This is a genomic window from Hydrocarboniphaga sp. (genome assembly GCF_028291725.1).
In the GTDB taxonomy this organism is placed as follows: Bacteria; Pseudomonadota; Gammaproteobacteria; order Nevskiales; family Nevskiaceae; genus Hydrocarboniphaga.
On record NZ_JAQGNT010000055.1, the window covers coordinates 44,934 to 63,506 of the forward strand.

Genomic DNA, 18,573 nt, shown 5'->3' on the forward strand with positions numbered 1-18,573 from the left:
CCAGTGGGTCACTCATGAGTACATTCCCAAACTCCCCGCGCATCCTCAAAGCCGGCCTCGCTTTGATCGATCCGGGCTCCGGCCGCGTCCAGCGCATGATCTCGCTGCAGTACAACCCCGACTCGCTATCGCGCTCGCTGCAGGTTCAAGGCGAGGGTGCGGAGGGCGGACAACGCGCCGAACCGCTGCGTTTGAAGGGTCCGGCGATCGAAACGATCAAGCTGGAGGCGGAGATCGACGCTACCGACCAGCTCGAGTTTCCGGATCAGAATCCGGACGCGGTGCAGTTCGGCATCCAGCCGCAGCTTGCGGCGTTGGAATCGCTGGTGAATCCGACCAGCGGCCAGTTACTGATGAACAACGCGCAGATCATGAACGGCACGCTGGAGATTGCGCCGATGGAAGCGCCACTGGCCTTGTTCGTGTGGGGCCGCAGTCGCGTGGTGCCGGTGCGGGTCACGGAATTCAGCATCACCGAAGAAGCTTTCGATACGTCGCTGAATCCGATTCGCGCCAAGCTGAGCCTTGGGCTGCGCGTGCTGACGGTTGAGGATTTTCCGCTGGGGCATCGCGGCGCCGGCTTGTTTTTGAGCGGGCTGCAAGCCACCGAACAACTGGCGATTAAAGCGGTGGGCGGTGTGCTGTCCGCTCTCGGCATCTGAGGGTTTTCGATGAGCGACGCGATCCAGGCTTTTCTGCAGGCCAGCGGCTTGCAGGCGCAGAAATTTCCGGCCAACAGCCGCTATGCGAATGTCGGCACCACGCAGATGAGCAAGGCGGACGGCACGCTGCTGTCATATCTGCAGCGCCGCTTCATTCCCCAGCCGGAGCGCTACGCGCTGCTGCACGAGCATGTGGTGGTCAGTGGCGACCGGCTGGACAACCTGGCCGCGCGTTACTTCGGCGATCCCGAGTTGTACTGGCGCATCTGCGACGCCAATCGGGCGATGAGTCCGGATGACTTGACCGAGGCCATCGGCCGGCATCTGCGCATCACGCTGCAGGCCGGCGTTCCGGGAGTGGGCGATGCTTAAGGGCATCCATCTGACGCTGATGATGGGGCCGGCGGTGCTGGTTCCGGCTCCGTCTCTGGTGATGGACGCGCTCGACAGCGTCGAGGTCACGACGGCGTCGGGTTCCGCCAGCGGCTTTCAGCTCAGCTTTCAGTTCAACAGCAGGTCGGCGCTGAATCAGATTCTGCTGATCGCGGGCGTGCAGGCGGCCAGTGCTTATACGCCGCCGTTGCGGGTGCTGATGTTCGTCACCATGAACGGCACGGCGCAACCGCTGTTCGATGGCGTGATGACTCATATCGCGGTGCAGCCCGGCGCGAATGGAAGCTCGGGGACATTGTCGATGACCGGCGAAGATCTGACGCGGATGATGGACAACTATGACTGGAGCGGCCTGCCGTATGCGGCGATGTCGATCGAGGCGCGCGTCGCGCTGATCTGCGCCAAGTACGCATCGTTCGGCATCGTGCCGCTGCCGGTGTCGGCGATCTATCCGGATACGCCGATTCCAGCCGAGAAGATTCCCGCGCACAACGGCACCGATCTGGAGTACCTGCAGGAGCTAGCCCATCTTTGCGGCTACGTGTTCTACATCGAGCCCGGCCCTGCGCCCGGCACCAGCGTCGCCTACTTTGGGCCCGAGATCAAAGTCGGTGTGCCGCAGCCGGCACTCAACGTCGACATGGATGCGTATACCAATGTCGAGTCGCTGAGTTTCAACTTCGATTCCACCCGGGGCGTGCTGCCGATCGTCTATGTGCAGTTGCCGGTGGCGCATGTGCCTGCATTGCCGATCCCGATTCCGGCCTCGAATCCGCTGCAGCCGCCGCTCGGCCTGCTGCCGTCGCCGCTCACGCGAGTCTCGCTGCTCAAGGACACGGCCAAGCTGAAACCTCTGGAGGCTCTCAAGCGCGGCGTCGCCGAAGCGGCGCGCTCGCAGGACGCCGTTAGTGCCAATGGCGAGCTTGATGTGCTGCGTTACGGACGCATGCTCAAGGCGCGCCAGCTGGTCGGTGTGCGCGGAGCCGGCCTCGCTTACGACGGCCTCTATTACGTGCAGAGCGTGAAGAGCACACTCAAGCGCGGGCAGTTCAAGCAGAGCTTCCAACTCAGCCGCAACGGCCTGATCTCGATTACACCGAGGGTGCCGGCATGAGCAGAGCCGGCGCCAGGTTCCACGGCAAATATCGCGGCACGGTGGCGGATAACCTCGACCCGCTTCAACAGGGCCGCCTGCGGCTTAAAGTGCCCAATGTGCTCGGCAAGGAGACCTCGACCTGGGCCTTGCCCTGTGTGCCGATCGCGGGAGCGCCCGGCTCGGCCAGTGGTCTGTTCGCTTTGCCGGATCTCGAGGCCCGCGTATGGGTCGAATTCGAGGACGGCGAAATGGATCACCCGATCTGGGTCGGGTGCTTCTGGGACGAGAATCAGGTGACGCCGATGACGCTGGCAACGCCGAGTCCGGTCACCGCCATCACGTTCCAGACCCGGCAGCACAACGGCCTGACGATCAGCGACGCGCCCGGCGCCGGCGGCGGCATCGTCATCGAAAGCGCCGGCGGCGCGACGCTGATTGTCAACGACAGCGGCATCACCATCGACAACGGAGCCGGCGCGACGATCAAGCTGCAGGGCGGCACCGTCAGCATCAACGGCGACGCGCTGGAGGTGACCTAGCCATGGCGGGCCATGTTCTACACGTCGGCGCTGTTGTCGAGTGCTCGCATGTTCCCGGTCTGGCGACGCCGAATATGTCGATTGCCCGCGTCACCGTCAGCGGCCAGGCCGTGGTGGTGGTTGCCATGCCGTATGCGGTCGCCGGCTGTCCTTTGTCGAGTCCCTGCGTTAGCGGGCAGTGGACCAGCGGCGCACAGCAGGTTCGCGTGATGGGCCAGCCGCTCGCGATCGATACCGGCGCATCGGCCTGCGTGCCGACGTCAACGCCGATGGTACCGCGGCGCGTGCAGCACCGCGTGACGGCGAATTGAGCCAGCAAGGGAGCGCGCGATGAATCTCGCTTATGCCTATCAGTTCGACCACAGCGGCCGCACCGCGGAAGCGCCTGACGAGCGTCATGTGCGCGACCTGATCGAGCAAGTGCTGTTCACCGCGCCCGGCGAGCGGGTGATGCGCCCGGATTTCGGCAGTGGCGTGGCGCAGCTGGTGTTCGCGCCGAACTCGGTCGAGCTGGCCGGCGCCACACAGATGCTGGTGCAGGGCGCGCTGCAGCAGTGGCTCGGCGATCTGATAGCGCTGCAGGGGGTCAGCGTCGATACCGACGACGCAAGCTTGATCGTCACCGTGCGCTACAGCCTGCGCGGCAGCGACCAGAGCCAGGTGCAAACCTTCACGCGCGCGCTCGGAGACGGCTCATGATCTATCGCTGCTGCGATGCGCTGCGCCGCAATCTGGTCGCCGCGCACCCGACGCTCAACGGCATCGACTATCTGGAAGTCATCGACCGCGAGTTGCCGGAGTTCGACGCGCTGCGCCAGCGCACGCTGCTGGTGCATTGCCTGAAGCCCTTGCCGGCGGCGTTCTCGGCCGGCAATGTCGAGCTGCTCGGCGGCGAGCGCGTCAGGAACATCGAAGTGCAATGGGCCTCGCCGGCGTCGCCGCTTCCCGCGCAGCTGAGCGCCAGCGGCGAGGCGGCGACGCGCGCGCTCGTGCAGGCGCTGCCCGACGCGGCTAGCACGCTGCTGGTACGCACCGCGCTGGCCGGCGACTTCTCGGTCTACACGCTGCGCCTGGTCAACTCGCCGCTGGACGACGATCCACCGGCCGACTTCGACCCGCGGATGCGCGAGATCGATTTCTCGTTCAAGGTCGAGTGCCCGTCCGACTTTGACTGCGCGCCGCAGAGCCTGTGTCCGCCGGCGGATGCGGACGCGCCCGACATCGACTACCTGGCGAAGGATTATTCGAGCTTCCGCCGTCTGATTCTCGACCGCATGGCGCAGCTGGTGCCGCAGTGGCAGCAGAGCAGCGTGGCCGATACCGGCATCGCCGTCGCCGAGTTGCTCGCCTATGCCGCGGACCAGCTCAGCTATCAGCAGGACGCGATCGCCACCGAAGCCTATCTCGGCACCGCGCGCCGCCGCGTGTCGCTGCGCCGCCATGCGCTGCTGGTGGACTATCCGATGCACGACGGCTGCAACGCGCGCGCCTGGCTGCAGCTGCAGGTCGAAGCCGCCAGTGCGTTGCTGCCGCTCGCCGGCACGCAGTTCCTGACGCGGCTGCCGGGCTTCGACACCGGCATCGCCGTCGACTCGCCGCAGTTCGACGCGGCGATGCAGCTCGCGCCGCAGGTTTTTGAGCCGCTGCTGGATTCGCGTTTTGCTCCGGACTATCGGCAGCCGCTGTATGCCGCACACAACCGGATGTCGTTCTACACCTGGAGCGACCAGCGCTGCTGTATGCCGCAGGGCGCGACGCAGGCGACGCTCAAGGGCGCTTATCCCGACCTGAAGGCCGGCGACGCGCTGCTGTTCGAGGAACTCGTCGGCCCCAACACCGGCAAGGCCGGCGACGCCGATCCGGCGCACCGTCATGTCGTGAAGCTGACGCGGGTGTTGCCGACCGCGCCGGCAACGCTGAGCGATCCGCTGACCGGCGAGCCGATCACCGAGATCGAGTGGGCGCTGGCCGACGCGCTGCCGTTTGCGCTGTGCATCTCCGGCGTCACCGACGCGGAGCATGGTGCGCAGCATCTCGACGACATCAGCGTCGCGCGCGGCAATCTGCTGCTGGTCGATCACGGCCGCACGATCAACCGCGAGGCGCTCGGCACGGTGCCGCAGCCGACGCTGTACGCAATCCCCGACTGCAGTGCCGATCGCTGCGATCCGCCGGCGCGGATCGCAATTCCGCCGCGCTATCGCCCGCAGCTCGCGTACGCACCGCTGACCCAGGCTGCGAACCCGCTCGGCGCCGCGGCCGGTCCGTTCGCGTCGGCGGCGCAGGTCTTCGACTGGAGCATGGATCAGGTGCTGCCGCAGATCGCGCTCGACAGCGTGCTGGGCACGCGCAATACGCGCTGGCAGGCGCAGCGCCATCTGCTCAACAGTGCCGGCGACGCCAGCGAGTTTGTCGTCGAGATCGACGACGACGGCGCGGCCGCGCTGCGTTTCGGCGACGACGAGCACGGCGAGCGCCCGGACAGCGGCACTGCGTTCACCGCGGCTTACCGCATCGGCAACGGCGCCGCCGGCAATGTCGGCGCCGACCGCATCGTCCACGTCGTCGCGCAGCCCGGCGATCTGGCGCAGCTGTTGTCGGTGCGCAATCCGCTGGCCGCCGCCGGCGGTGTCGATCCGGAATCCGCCGACAGCGTGCGCCGCAATGCGCCGCAGGCATTCCGCACGCAGCAGCGCGCCGTCACCACCGACGACTACGCCGCCGTCACCGAGCGCAACGTGCAGGTGCAGCGCGCCGCGGCGACGCTGCGCTGGACCGGCAGCTGGCACACGGTGTTCATCACCGTCGATCCGCTGGCCGGCGTCGACAGCGCGGCGCTGAAGAACCAGCTGCTGCCCTTTGTCGACCGCTACCGCATGGCCGGCCACGACCTGGAATTCAACGATCCACGCTACGTGCCCTTGGAAGTCGGCCTGCATGTCTGCGTCAAGGACGACTACTTCCGCAGCGACGTCAAGCAGAGCCTGCTGCAGTTCCTCGGCAATCGCCGGCTCGCCGATGGCCGCCTGGGTCTGTTTCATCCGGACAACTTCACGTTCGGCCAGACCGTGTACCTGAGCCCGCTGTACGCCGCGGCGCATCAGGTGCCCGGCGTCGCCTCGGCGCAGGTGACGAAGTTTCAGCGCCAGGGGACTGGCGATCCGAGCTATCTGTTGAACGGCGAGCTGCCGCTCAACCGGCTCGAAATCGCCAGGCTCGACAACGACCCGAACTTCCCCGAGCGCGGCGTGCTGCGGCTCGATATTCATGGGGGCAAGTGACATGGACAGCGCAAGCGAGGACTGCGGCTGCTGCGCCGGCACCGCGATCGACACGCCGGCGGCGAAGTTCAACGCGCCCGGCCTGCCGGCGGTTTCGTATCGCGTCGGCCGCTACTCCGAGTTCAAGACCACACTGCAGGCGCGGCTGTCGAGCACCGACTACCCGGCGCTCGCCGCGCTGACCACGCGCAGCAACGACGACTGGACGATCGCGCTCGGCGACGCTTTCGCCTGCATGGCCGACGTGCTGACGTTCTATCAGGAGCGCATCGCCAACGAGTCCTGGCTGCGCACCGCCACCGAGCGCCGCTCGGTGCTCGAACTGGCGAGGCTGATCGGCTACCGGCTCGCGCCGGGCGTCGCCTCCAGCACCGCGCTGGCGTTCACGCTGGAAAGCGCGCCCGGCCAGCGCGCGCTGGCCGCGCAGCCGGTGACGATTCCGGCCGGCACGCGCGTGCAGAGCGTGCCCGACCCCGAGCAGAGCCCGCAGACTTTCGAGACCGTGGCCGCGATCACCGCGCGTGTCGAGTGGAATGCGATGGCGGTGCAGCGCTCCGCCGCGCAGTCGATCGGGCTCGGGCTCACCGAGCTGTTCATCGCCGGCACCGGCAACTCGATCCAGCCGGGCGACGCGATTCTGATCGTCGGCCGCGAGCGGCTCGACGACATCGGTAGCGAGCGCTGGGATCTGCGCTGGATCGATGCGGTGGCGATCGACACCGCGCGCGGCATTACGCGCCTGGCCTGGTCGAAAGGGCTGGGGAAATCCTGGAGCGAGCCGTCGGCGCAAGGCGTGTCGGTGCATGTGTTCCGGCAGCGTGCGGCACTGTTCGGCAGCACGGCCCCGGCACCGGCGCTGCTCAGCAATGTTCCGGCCGGCCAGGTCGATCAGAACGGCGACTGGGACAATGTCAGCGTCGATCCCAAAAACCAGCAGATCGATCTCGACGCGAGCTATCCAAGAATCGTGACCGGCAGCTGGGTCGCGCTGGCCGGCGGCAGCGGCGCCACCGCGCCGGCCGGCTATGTCGAGCTGTATCGGGTCAACAGCGCCGTCCAGACTTCACGCGCCGCTTATGCGATGAGCGGCAGGTTCACGCGGATCGTCGTCGACAGCGATGAGCATCTGGCCCAGTTCGGCTTTCGCGAAACCGTCGTGCTCGCCCAGAACGAGGCGCTGAGGCTGGCATCGCGGCCGCTGCTGTATCCGGTCTACGGCAGCTGCCTGGCGCTCGCGGAACGCGAGCCGGAGTTGCAGCCCGGCCAGCTGATCGCGCTCAGCGGCAAGCGCCAGCGCATCGCGATACCGGCCGATACCACCGGCATCACTTTTCCAGGCGACGCCAGCCGCAGCGCGCGTGCCGGTGACTCGTTCGTGATGCTCGCGGCGCCGGAAGTGCAGATCGCCGCGGACCAGTGGCAGGCGCTCGATCCCGATGCGCTCGATGCCGCGCCGGCACCTGGCGGCAGCTGGCGCTGGACGCTCGCCGATCACGACGGTGCCAACGTGACGATCGTCGCGCCGGCCGGCAGCCTGCTGCTGCAGGCGGCGCTGGACGACGATGACACGGTGTCGGAATCCGCCGCTATCGCCAACGGCGCCGATGGCGTCGTCAGCGATCGCGAGACCACGACGCTGACGTTGTCGGCACCGCTGACGAACTGCTACGAGCGCGCCAGCGTAGCGGTCAACGCCAATGTTGCGCCGGCGACGCATGGCGAAACCGTGTCCGAGATCGGCGGCAGCGGCGACGCCGCACAGGCCAGCCAGAGCTTCACGCTCAAGCAGCCGCCGCTGACCTACGTCGCCAGCGGCAGCGATCCCAGCGGCGCGGTGTCCACGCTGCAGGTGCGCGTCAACAATCTGCTGTGGAGCGAGCGCGCGACGCTGTACGGCAGCGGCGCCAAGGACCGCGTCTACGCGCTGCGCCAGGACGACGCCGGCAAGACCACGCTCGACTTCGGCGACGGCAGCGAGGGCGCGCGCCTGCCGAGCGCGCAGAACAATCTGCGCTTCAGTTATCGCAAGGGCCTCGGCGCGGCCGGCAATTTGCGCAGCGGCCAGATCAGCACGCTGCTGACGCGGCCGCTGGGCGTGAAGGCGGCGACCAATCCGGCGCCGGCCAGCGGCGGCCAGGACGCGGAGACACGGGACCGCGCGCGCCGCAACGCGCCGCTGCGCGTGCTGACGCTGGACCGCGCCGTTTCCGCACAGGATTACGCCGATTTTGCGCGCGCCTTCGCCGGCATCGCCAAGGCGCACGCGCTGTGGATCGACAACGGCCGCGCACGCGGCGTCTACGTCACCGTCGCCGGCACCGATGGCAGCACGCTCGCCGACAACGGCGCGACGCACAACAGCCTGGTCGCCGCGCTGCGCCGCTACGGCGACCCGCTGCTGCCGCTGTGCGTGCAGAGCTACGGCCGGGCGAGCTTCGCGCTGCAGGCGACCGTCAAGATCGCCGACGCCGCCGATCCCGATCTGACGCTGGCCGCGGTCGCAACGGCTTTGCGCGCCGCCTACGCTTTCGATGCGCGCGACTTCGGCCAGCCGGTGACGATCGACGAAGCCTATGCGGTGATCCAGAACGTCAGCGGCGTGGTCGCGGCGGATATCCGGCAGATCTATCGCAGCGACGCTGGTTCGATCGATCCACAGCCGCGGCCCCGATTGATCGCGGCGCTGCCGGCGGTGCACAGCGACGGCAGCGTCAACGCGGCCGAACTGCTGACGCTCGATGTCGCGGCGCTGTCGCTGGGGATCATGGCATGAGCATCGACGCGCAAAGCCTGTTCAAGCTGTTGCCGGCGATTCTGCGCATCCGCGATCAGGCGCAGGCCGTGGTCACGCCCGGCTGGCTGCTCGCGGACGATCGCGACGCCTACGTCGAACTGCGGACGCTGATCGACGCCGGCATTCCGCTGACGCCGCTGCAACAGCAGCAGGCCGATCGTCTGCAGAATGCCGCGCTGGCCGGCCCTCTGGCTTCGCTGCTGGCAGTGTTCGCCGAACAGCTCGGCGTGTTGCAGGAGGATCTCGCCCAGCTCTACGACGACCAGTTCATCGAGACCTGCGCGGACTGGGCCGCGCCCTACATCGGCGACCTGATCGGCTACCGCATGCTGCACGGGGTGACGCCGAAGATCGCCAGCCCGCGTGCCGAAGTCGCGCACACCATCGCCTACCGCCGCCGCAAGGGCACCGTGATCGTGCTGGAGCAGCTGGCGCGCGACGTCACCGGCTGGAACGCGACCGCGGTGGAGTTCTTCCAGAAGCTGGTGATGACGCAGTACATGAACCACCGGCGGCCGCAGTGCCTGGCCGCGCCGGATCTGCGCCAGTGGCAGCCGCTGGAACGGCTCGGCACCGCGTTCGACAGCGTCATGCACACGGTCGACGTGCGCCGCATCGGCAGCCGGCGCGGCCGCTACAACATTCCCAATGTCGGCCTGTTTCTGTGGCGCCTCGACGCCTGGCCGCTGACGGCGTCGCCGGCGGTCGCGGTCGACGAGCGCCGCTGGCGCTTCCATCCGCTGGGCATCGACCAGCCGCTGTACACGCATCCGCAGACGCTGGCCGATTTCGCGCAGTTGTCGACGCCGCTCAACGTGCCGCTGCCGATCAGCCGGCGCGTGCTGGCCGCATCGCTGGCCGACTATTACTCCAGCGCCGACGCCGAGCCGAAAAGCCTGTGTCTGTACGAGAATTCCGGCGGCAGCTTCCAGGCGGTCGATCCGGCCAAAGTGCGTGTCTGCAATCTTGACGATCTCGGCGGCAGCTGGGCGCATCTGCCGAGCGACGATCACTACGTCGTCGACCCGCTGCTCGGCCGCATCGCGCTGCCGCCGGGCTTGCCGGCCGGCACACAGCTGCGCGTCGACTTTCACTACGGCTTCAGCGGTGCGCTCGGCGGCGGCGAATACGAGCGCGTGGCCGCTGATGCGCAGCCGCCGCCGCACTTGGCGAGGGTGCCGCAGGATTACGCGACGATCCAGGCCGCGTTGAACGCGCTCGGCGCCGATGGCGGCGTGGTCGAGATCGGCGACAGCGGCCGTTACGCAGAGACTCTGGCGATCAACGCGCCGGCGCAGAAACAGGTCGAACTGCGCGCCGCCAACGGCTGCCGGCCGACGCTGGTACTCAGCGGCGAGCTGGCCTTGAGCGGCGGCGATGACGCCGGGATTCGGCTCGACGGCCTGCTGATCACCGGCGCGCCTCTACATGTCGCCGACACCGCCGGCAACCGGCTCGCGCGGCTGGTTCTGGCACATTGCACGCTGGTGCCGGGCCTCGCGTTGAACGCCGACAGTTCGCCGCAGCAACCCGGCGCGGTGAGCCTGATCGTCGAGATCGACAGCCTCGCGCTGACGCTGGAGCGGACCATCAGCGGCGCGCTGCGCGTCGCTGCGCAAGCCACCGTGGCGGCGACCGACAGCATCATCGACGCCACTGCGGCGAGCAGCATCGCCTACGCCGCAGTCGACGGCAGCGGCGCTGGCGGCGCGCTGCAGCTCAAGGGCTGCACCGTGGTCGGCAAGCTCAATGCACTGAAGCTGCCGCTGGTGTCGAACTCGATCCTGCTCGCAAGCCTTGCCGCGGCGGACACCTGGGGCGCGCCGGTGATTGCACAGCGGCGTCAGGAAGGCTGCGTGCGCTTCAGCTATCTGCCGGACACCGCGCGCGTGCCGCGCCGCTATCGCTGCCTGCCGGAATCGGCGGCATCGCCGGAGCTGGCGGTGCCGCGCTTCACCTCGCTGCGCTATGGCTTCGCGGCTTATGCGCAGCTCGCGGTCTCGTCCGGCGCGCAGTTGCTGAGCGGCGCCGACAACGAGGGCCAGCCGGGCGCATTCAACTTCCTATTCCAGCCGCAGCGCGAAACCAATCTGCGCATGCGGCTCGACGAGTATCTGCGCGTCGGCCTTCAAGCCGGAATTCTCTATGAAAGCTGAGAGGAGCACGACATGAGCGGTGACTACAGCCGGTACGTCTACGAGCCCGCGCGCGACTATGGCGGCGTGCTGCTGCAACAGGGGCGGCCGCTGACCGACTGGGACTGGAACGATCTGGTCGCACAGATCAACCGCCGCGACCAGGCGACGCGCTACGACACCTTTGGCGGCGCGGCCGTCGTGCCGCTGACGACGCCGGACGGCTTCAAGCTCGCCGTCAACGGCGCGCAATTGACCATCGGCCGCGGCCGTATCTATGTCGACGGCCTGCTCGCGGAGAATCACGGTCTGCCGGCGTCGGCCTGGGACGCGGCGCTGGCCGAGCTGTATGGTACTCAGCCGATTCCGTACGACCAGCAGCCCTATCTGCCGAATCCGCTGGCTCTGCCCACGTCGGGCGGGCCGCACCTGGTCTACGTCGATGTCTGGCAGCGCGAGCTGACGCAGTTCGAGGCGCCGGATCTGGTCGACAAGGCGCTGGGCGTGGATACCACGACGCGCCTGCAGACCGTGTGGCAGGTCAAGGTGCTCGCCAACGAGCGCAATGTGAGCCTCGCCTGCGACACCGATGCGGATGACATTCCGGGCTGGTCGGCTTTGACTGCGCCCTCAGTCGGCCGGCTGAGCACCGCCACCGCGACTTACGGCAGCGACAATCCCTGCCTGATTCCGCCCACCGGTGGCTACACCGGCCTGGAGAACCAGCTGTACCGCGTCGAGATTCACGACGGCGGCGAGCCGGGCAAGGCGACGTTCAAATGGTCGCGCGACAACGCCTCGGTGGAGACGCGCGTCACGCGCTTCGTCGATGCCGGCACGCTGCTCGTCGAAAGCGTCGGCAAGGACGGCGTGCTGCGCTTCAGCGACGGCGACTGGATCGAGATCGTCGACGACTGGCTTGAGCTCAACAATCTCCCCGGCGAGCTGCACCGCGTCGCCGTTGGCGGCGGCGTCGACGATGCGACGCGCACGATCACGCTGGAGAAGCCGGTCAGCGCCGGACTGTTCCCGGTCGACGCGCAGGGCAGGCCTGCCGCGGAGCGGCATACGCGCATCCGGCGCTGGGATCAGAAAAGCCAGGTGCTGCGTACCGATACCGCGCAGCCCAGCCTGTATTTCGACCTGGGCAGTGCCGCCAGCAGCGGCGCGATTCCGGTGCCGGCCGACGGTACGGTCACGCTTGCGCTGGAAAGCGGCATCGTCGTCAGCTTCGATCTTTTCTCTGCCGGCGGCGCGTTCAAATCCGGCGACTGGTGGGTGTTTGCAGCGCGCAGCACCGACGCTTCCGTCGAGCTGCTCGACCATGCGCCGCCGCGCGGCATCCACCATCACTACGCGAAGCTCGGCCTGTATACGCCGGGCAGCCAGCCCACCGATTGCCGCCAGTTCTGGCCGCCGTCGTTCGGCCATGAGAACTGCGGCTGCACGATCTGCGTGAGCCCGCAGGCACACGCGCAGGGCGCGCCTTCGCTGCAGCAGGCGATCGACACGGTGGTCGCGCGTGGTGGCGGCACGGTATGCCTGGAGGCCGGTGACTACGCGCTGCGAGCGCCGCTGCGCATCGAGGGCGCTGCGACGCTGACGCTGCGTGGACAGGGCCTGGCCACCCGCCTACTGACCGAAGCAGCTGCGATCACGATCGGCAAAAGCGCCGATTTGACGCTGGAACGATTCAGTATCGTTTACCGGGCATCCGAGGCGGCCGGTTTCGCCTCGATCGTCGCAGACAGCGTGCAGGGTCTGCGCCTGCGGCAACTCGCGATCGGGCCCGCGGAAAAAGCGGCCGGCGTCGCGGTCGCACTGATCGGCCAGCTGGCACGCGTGCAGGTCAGTGACAATCTGATCAATGCGGCATTCGGGCTTTATTCCAGCGTCAACGCCAGCAGCCCGGCCAGGAGCGGCAGCATCGCGATCGACGGCCTCCACGTCGACGGCAATGTGTTCCAGTGCGCTCGGGGCGCGATTGATCTGCTGCTCGACGCCAAGTCCGGCCCGCCGGTATGCATCCGCGGCAATCGCATTGCCAGCAGCGGGCATGGCATCGCCTTGACCGGCAATGGCCTCATCAACGCAAGCGCCGAGATCGCGGGCAATCGCATCGAGACCATCGGCAATGGCATCGCGGCGAACGTCTTCGGCCTGCGCGTGCTCGACAACGATATCCGCCATGTCGGCTCGGCAGCCGAGAGCACCGCTTGCGGCATCCTGATCCCGCAAACGGCGCAGAACGCAAAGCTGGCGGCCGGCGATTGTCATCTGATCGGCAACCGCATCGCCGGCTTCGGCGGCGCGGCGATCCGGGCGGCATCGGCGCTCGGCAAGGCGCAGGTCAAGCAGAACCAGATCGCGCATTGCGGCGCCGGTATCGAGGTGCTCGAAGGCGGTGTGGAATCCCTGTCGATCGAGAACAACCAGATCTCCGGCATCGAGGCCAACCCGCGCGATGCGAGCCAGGCGCAACTGGTCGGGATCGCGGTGTCCGCTGCGCAAGCGGTCGCGATCGCCGGCAACACGATCACCGGCGTCGGGCTGGCAGCGACTTCACCGAACCTGATGACGGTGGCGGTATTGGTGCAGGGCTGCGACGGCATCCGCATCAGCGGCAACGAGCTTTCCGGCATCGGCCCGGCGGCTGCATTTTCCGGAATCGTGGTCGGCTTGCTGGCGAAGTCGCCACTGGGCGATGTCATCGTCGACAGCAACCGCCTGCGCCGCGATACCGGCGCGCATGATGCCGATGCCTCGGCGTGGTTCGGCGTCGTCATCGCCGGCTCGCAGGCGCGGACCGCGGCGGCAAGGTCCGGCAGCCGCGCCGTTGCGACGCCGCCGGAGGTTCTGCAAGGTTTCATGGTCGACGCGAAGCCGACGGCAAAAGCCAGGGCGACAGCGGCCGCAGTCGGCAACACCAGCTTGCGCGTGGACTTCCGTGGCAACCAGATCACGGCGCGCGGCGGCGCATTTGCAGTTGCGATCCTCGCTTACCCGCTCTGCGATTTCAGCAACAACCAGTGCCTGCGCAGCTCCGCGCTGGAGTCCACGCTGCCGGACATCTACCTTGCTGCAGATACCCTGCTGGTCGCCGGCAATCGCGTCAGCGGCGTGGGCAAGAAGCCGTCGATGACGCTCTTTCCGCAGGAGGACCGCTACACCGTGCTGGGCAACATCACCAGCAGCGAGATCCTGGTACGCAGCGCGCCGCTGGCGGCACCATGGGCGCCGCTGAACGTCCAGGCGCCCTAGCTGTAGGCGGATCCCAGGTAGGTTGGGGTGAGCATCGCGAACCCCAACAGTTGTCCGAGCCGATGTTGGGGTTCGCGATGCTCACCCCAACCTACGCCACTATAAGCGCGCGCTGTGTTTTCCCCTCTCCCGGGAGAGGGAACGGCAGTGTGCCGCGTGATTCTTCCGGGGCTGCACCCCTCCTTCTGCCGCTACAATCCTGCGGAGCGGGCCGACACGGTTCGTTTTCTGCATCCCACTAGCCAATCAGAACAAGGGAACACCCGTGCCCAGCATCCGCAAGATTCTCGTCGCCAACCGCTCCGAAATCGCCATCCGCGTGATGCGCGCCGCGAACGAGATGGGCATCAAGACGGTGGCGATCTATGCCAACGAGGATCGCTTCTCGCTGCATCGCTTCAAGGCCGACGAAAGCTATCGCGTCGGTGAGGGCAAGAAGCCGATCGCCGCGTATCTGGATATCGCCGGCATCATCCGCATCGCCAAGATGGCCAAGGTCGACGCGATCCATCCGGGCTATGGCTTCCTGTCCGAGAACCCGGACTTCGCCGAGGCCTGCGCCGCGGCCGGCATCCTGTTCATCGGCCCGTCGCCGCAGGTGATGCGCACGCTCGGCAACAAGGTCGCCGCGCGCAATGCGGCCACCGCCGCCGGCGTGCCGGTGATGCCGGCGACCACGCCGCTGCCGGCCGACATCGAGGCCTGCAAGCAGATGGCCAGCGCTGTCGGCTATCCGCTGATGCTGAAAGCCAGCTGGGGCGGCGGCGGGCGCGGCATGCGCGTGATCGAAACCGAAGCCGACCTGCCGGACAACATCGACATTGCGCGCCGTGAAGCCGCCGCAGCCTTCGGCAACGACGAGGTTTATCTCGAAAAACTGGTGCGGCGCGCGCGCCATGTCGAGGTGCAGATCATCGGCGACCGCCACGGCAAGCTGGTGCATCTGTTCGAGCGCGACTGCTCGGTGCAGCGCCGCAACCAGAAAGTGGTCGAGCGCGCGCCGGCGCCGTATCTGGACGAAGCCACGCGGCAATCGCTGTGCGAATACGCATTGAAGCTCGGCCGCGCGGTCAACTACACGCATGCCGGCACCGTCGAATTTTTGATGGACGCCGACACCGGCAAGTTCTATTTCATCGAGGTCAATCCGCGCATCCAGGTCGAGCATACGGTCACCGAACAGGTCACCGGCATCGACATCGTCAAGGCGCAGATCCGCATCTGCCAGGGCGCGCATATCGGCAGCACCGCCGGCGTGCCGGAGCAGAGCGAGATCCGCCTCAACGGCCATGCGCTGCAATGCCGCGTGACCACCGAAGACCCGGAGAACAACTTCACGCCGGACTATGGCCGCCTCAGCGTGTACCGCAGCGCCGCCGGTTTCGGCCTGCGCCTCGACGGCGGCACCGCCTACGCCGGCGCGATCATCACGCCGTATTACGACTCGCTGCTGGTCAAGGTCACCGCCTGGGCGCCGAGCGCGGACGAGGCGATCCACCGCATGGACCGCGGGCTGCGCGAATTCCGCATCCGCGGCCTGTCGACGAATCTCCAGTTTCTGGAGAACGTGATCAACCATCCCGATTTCATCAATGGCGATGTGATCACCAAGTTCATCGATAACACGCCCGAGCTGTTCAACTTCAAGAAGCGCCGCGACCGCGCCAGCAAATTGCTGCGTTTCCTCGGCGAAACCACGCTGCGCGGCAACCCGGAGATGAAGGGCCGCAAGATGCCGGAGGGCGAGTTCGCACAGCCGGTGATGCCGGACTGCGATCTGCTCGCGCCGGTTCCGCCCGGCTCACGCGACAAGTTCAAGGAGTTGGGCGCGGCCGGCTTCGCGCAATGGATGAAGGCGCAGCCGCAGGTGCTGCTCACCGACACGACGATGCGCGACGCGCACCAGAGCCTGTTCGCGACGCGCATGCGCACCACCGACATGGCGGTGATCGCGCCGTATTACGCGCGCATGGTTCCGGGCCTGTTGTCGATGGAATGCTGGGGCGGCGCGACGTTCGACGTCGCGCTGCGCTTTCTTAAAGAAGACCCCTGGGCGCGCCTGCACCAGCTGCGCATGGCGGCGCCGAACGTGCTGTTCCAGATGCTGCTGCGTGCGAGCAATGCGGTTGGCTATACCAATTACGCCGACAACGTCGTCAAGTTCTTCGTCCAACAGGCCGCTGCCAACGGCGTCGACCTGTTCCGCGTGTTCGACTCGCTGAACTGGGTCGAGAACATGCGCGTGGCGATGGACGCGGTGATCGAGAGCGGCGCTATCTGCGAAGGCGCGATCTGCTATACCGGCGATCTGTTCGACGCCTCGCGGCCCAAGTACAACCTGGCCTACTACGTGAAAATGGCCAAGGAGCTGGAGCGTGCCGGCGCGCACGTGCTCGGCATCAAGGACATGGCCGGCGTCTGCCGCCCGCGCGCCGCCAAAGAGCTGGTGCGCGTGCTCAAGCAGGAAGTCGGCCTGCCGATCCACTTTCACACGCACGACACCAGCGGCATCGCCGCGGCCAGCGTGCTGGCGGCGATCGAGGCCGGCGTCGACGCCGTTGATGGCGCGCTGGACTCGATGAGTGGCCTGACCTCGCAGCCGAACCTGTCGGCGATCGTCGCCGCGCTGCAGGGCACCGAGCGCGCACCGAACGTCGATCTGGAGGCGATGAAGTCGCTGTCGTTCTACTGGGAAGGCGCGCGCCGTTTCTATGCGCCGTTCGAGGCCGACATGCGCAGCGGCACTTCGGACGTCTATCGCCACGAAATGCCGGGCGGGCAGTACACCAATCTTCGTGAACAAGCTCGCGCTATGGGCCTGGATCACCGCTGGCCCGAAGTCAGCCAGGCTTACGCCGACGTCAATCAACTGTTCGGCGACATCGTCAAAGTCACACCCACATCGAAAGTCGTCGGCGACATGGCGCTGTACATGGTCGCAAACGATCTGACGCCCGGCGAAGTCGCCGATCCGGCGCGCGACATCGCGTTCCCGGAATCGGTGATCTCGCTGTTCAAGGGCGAGATCGGTTATCCGCCCGATGGCTTCCCGGCGGAGCTGCAGAAAAAGATCATCCGCGACGAACCCGCGCTGGTCGGCCGCCCCGGCCTCAACCTGCCACCGGTCGATCTCGAAGCGGCGCGAGCCGAAGCCGAGAAAGCCGTCGGCCACAAGATCAGCGACGTCGATCTGGCCTCGTACCTGATGTACCCGAAGGTCTACAAGGACTATTCGGCGCATCTGAAAACCTACGGCGACATCAGCCAACTGCCGACACCGGTGTTCTTCTACGGCCTGCATGAGCAGCAGGAAGTGGCAATGGACCTGGAGCCCGGCAAAACCCTGCTGATCCGCCTGCAAGGCCGCACCGAGAATCTGGAAGAAGGCGAAGACAAACTGTTCTTCGAACTCAACGGCCAACCGCGCCTGATCCGCGTCGCCCGGCTCGACGCCAAGAACAAGGCCGCGCTGCCGCGCGCAGAAGACGGCAACCTCAAGCACATCGGCGCGCCAATGCCCGGCATGGTCGTCACCGTCGCGGTCAAGGCGGGCCAGAAAGTCGCGAAGGGCGATCCGCTGATCTCGATCGAGGCGATGAAGATGGAAACCCAAATCCGCGCCGACTTCGATGCGACGATCAAGCGGGTTGTTGCGGCTACTGGGCAGAGCGTGTCGGCGAAGGATTTGCTGATCGAGTTGGTTTGAAGCTGGCGGTGAGGCCAAGTCCGCCCGCGACCCCTGGCGACTCTCGCAGAGTCTGGCGCTGAAGATTGCATTGCCCAACCGCTACTTTATGGACCGCGGTTTGCCTACACTTGCGGCATGATGAAACTCGTTTCAACACTTCGAACCGCCGTATGCGCGACCCGCACGTACGGTGGTGCGAGAGGGGTCGGGCCGTAAGGCCCGCCCCTATCTCGATCAGGTTCTGAGGTCGGACATGTCAGTTGAAGATATTTCTGCGAAGCTCTTCGCGGAACAGCCACAGCAAACACTGTTTCACTACACGTCCATTGGAGCCCTGAAGAGCATCACCGAAGACAAGGGACTCTTTGCTACCGACATTCACTATTTCAATGACGCGGCAGAGATACGGCACTTCATGCAATTGCTTCACGATGAGATCTCACGCCGACTACAAGCCTCTGTCCAACATCGCAATGTACTGCAGCAGTTTCGAGACTGGACGTCGTACCGTTTGCCAGATGGCAACATGGTTTTTGTCACGTCATTCACGGAGAACGGCAATCTATTGAGTCAGCGGATATTCGATGGGGTCAGACACGAATGTCACTTACTTAAGCGCAAGCCATTGATCATATGAAAGAAGCTGGCGACCGGGCAAACTGTTGGTCCGACCCGAACAGCGGCCATTTTTTGGCCGCCAGCCCCTCATGCACAGTACGCACAG

Annotated in this window: 12 protein-coding genes; 11 read left to right on the forward strand and 1 reads right to left on the reverse strand. The window is 66.6% G+C overall.

The annotated features are described in order from the left end of the window. The first annotated feature begins 14 nt into the window (after nt 1-14). From JWQ90_RS15205 to JWQ90_RS15255, 11 genes are all read left to right on the forward strand, one after another. Entirely contained in the window at nt 15-662 is a 648-nt protein-coding gene (locus tag JWQ90_RS15205; RefSeq protein WP_299695693.1) for a hypothetical protein, read from the forward strand. 9 nt (nt 663-671) lie between these two features. After that, the gene (locus JWQ90_RS15210) at nt 672-1,034 is read left to right on the forward strand and encodes a hypothetical protein (protein WP_299695695.1); all 363 of its coding nucleotides are present in this window, start codon (nt 672-674) and stop codon (nt 1,032-1,034) included. Continuing rightward, nucleotides 1,027-2,169: a hypothetical protein gene (locus JWQ90_RS15215; protein WP_299695697.1), complete on the forward strand. Its 1,143-nt coding sequence runs from the start codon at nt 1,027-1,029 to the stop codon at nt 2,167-2,169. The genes JWQ90_RS15210 and JWQ90_RS15215 overlap by 8 nt, the downstream gene beginning before the upstream one ends. Further along, nucleotides 2,166-2,690: a phage baseplate assembly protein V gene (locus JWQ90_RS15220; RefSeq protein ID WP_299695699.1), complete on the forward strand. Its 525-nt coding sequence runs from the start codon at nt 2,166-2,168 to the stop codon at nt 2,688-2,690. The genes JWQ90_RS15215 and JWQ90_RS15220 overlap by 4 nt, the downstream gene beginning before the upstream one ends. A gap of 2 nt (nt 2,691-2,692) precedes the next feature. Continuing rightward, a complete protein-coding gene (locus JWQ90_RS15225; RefSeq protein WP_299695701.1) occupies nt 2,693-3,001 on the forward strand; it encodes a hypothetical protein in 309 nt (102 codons plus the stop codon). Between the two features lie 19 nt (nt 3,002-3,020). Then, nucleotides 3,021-3,389, forward strand: a complete 369-nt coding sequence (locus JWQ90_RS15230) for a GPW/gp25 family protein (protein ID WP_299695703.1) — start codon at nt 3,021-3,023, stop codon at nt 3,387-3,389. Then, on the forward strand, nt 3,386-5,971 hold the full coding sequence (locus JWQ90_RS15235) for a putative baseplate assembly protein (protein WP_299695705.1): 2,586 nt from the start codon (nt 3,386-3,388) through the stop codon (nt 5,969-5,971). The genes JWQ90_RS15230 and JWQ90_RS15235 overlap by 4 nt, the downstream gene beginning before the upstream one ends. A 1-nt stretch (nt 5,972) precedes the next feature. Then, on the forward strand, nt 5,973-8,744 hold the full coding sequence (locus tag JWQ90_RS15240) for a putative baseplate assembly protein (protein ID WP_299695707.1): 2,772 nt from the start codon (nt 5,973-5,975) through the stop codon (nt 8,742-8,744). Next, the gene (locus JWQ90_RS15245) at nt 8,741-10,921 is read left to right on the forward strand and encodes a hypothetical protein (RefSeq protein WP_299695709.1); all 2,181 of its coding nucleotides are present in this window, start codon (nt 8,741-8,743) and stop codon (nt 10,919-10,921) included. The genes JWQ90_RS15240 and JWQ90_RS15245 overlap by 4 nt, the downstream gene beginning before the upstream one ends. 12 nt (nt 10,922-10,933) lie before the next feature. Then, nucleotides 10,934-14,161 (forward strand): DUF6519 domain-containing protein, encoded by a 3,228-nt coding sequence (locus tag JWQ90_RS15250; RefSeq protein WP_299695711.1) that lies wholly within the window; start codon nt 10,934-10,936, stop codon nt 14,159-14,161. A 265-nt stretch (nt 14,162-14,426) separates the two neighbouring features. Next, nucleotides 14,427-17,867 (forward strand): pyruvate carboxylase, encoded by a 3,441-nt coding sequence (locus tag JWQ90_RS15255; RefSeq protein ID WP_299695713.1) that lies wholly within the window; start codon nt 14,427-14,429, stop codon nt 17,865-17,867. A 238-nt stretch (nt 17,868-18,105) separates the two neighbouring features. On the opposite strand, the gene JWQ90_RS15260 is transcribed toward JWQ90_RS15255, so the two are convergent. Continuing rightward, nucleotides 18,106-18,279, reverse strand: a complete 174-nt coding sequence (locus tag JWQ90_RS15260) for a hypothetical protein (RefSeq protein WP_299695715.1) — start codon at nt 18,277-18,279, stop codon at nt 18,106-18,108. Between the last annotated feature and the right edge of the window lie 294 nt (nt 18,280-18,573).

What these genes read in the sequence shown, in the direction of transcription:
- JWQ90_RS15205 (WP_299695693.1), top strand. Translation starts at nt 15, where the DNA reads ATGAGTACATTCCCAAACTCCCCGCGCATCCTCAAAGCCGGCCTCGCT.
- JWQ90_RS15210 (WP_299695695.1), top strand. Translation starts at nt 672, where the DNA reads ATGAGCGACGCGATCCAGGCTTTTCTGCAGGCCAGCGGCTTGCAGGCG.
- JWQ90_RS15215 (WP_299695697.1), top strand. Translation starts at nt 1,027, where the DNA reads ATGCTTAAGGGCATCCATCTGACGCTGATGATGGGGCCGGCGGTGCTG.
- JWQ90_RS15220 (WP_299695699.1), top strand. Translation starts at nt 2,166, where the DNA reads ATGAGCAGAGCCGGCGCCAGGTTCCACGGCAAATATCGCGGCACGGTG.
- JWQ90_RS15225 (WP_299695701.1), top strand. Translation starts at nt 2,693, where the DNA reads ATGGCGGGCCATGTTCTACACGTCGGCGCTGTTGTCGAGTGCTCGCAT.
- JWQ90_RS15230 (WP_299695703.1), top strand. Translation starts at nt 3,021, where the DNA reads ATGAATCTCGCTTATGCCTATCAGTTCGACCACAGCGGCCGCACCGCG.
- JWQ90_RS15235 (WP_299695705.1), top strand. Translation starts at nt 3,386, where the DNA reads ATGATCTATCGCTGCTGCGATGCGCTGCGCCGCAATCTGGTCGCCGCG.
- JWQ90_RS15240 (WP_299695707.1), top strand. Translation starts at nt 5,973, where the DNA reads ATGGACAGCGCAAGCGAGGACTGCGGCTGCTGCGCCGGCACCGCGATC.
- JWQ90_RS15245 (WP_299695709.1), top strand. Translation starts at nt 8,741, where the DNA reads ATGAGCATCGACGCGCAAAGCCTGTTCAAGCTGTTGCCGGCGATTCTG.
- JWQ90_RS15250 (WP_299695711.1), top strand. Translation starts at nt 10,934, where the DNA reads ATGAGCGGTGACTACAGCCGGTACGTCTACGAGCCCGCGCGCGACTAT.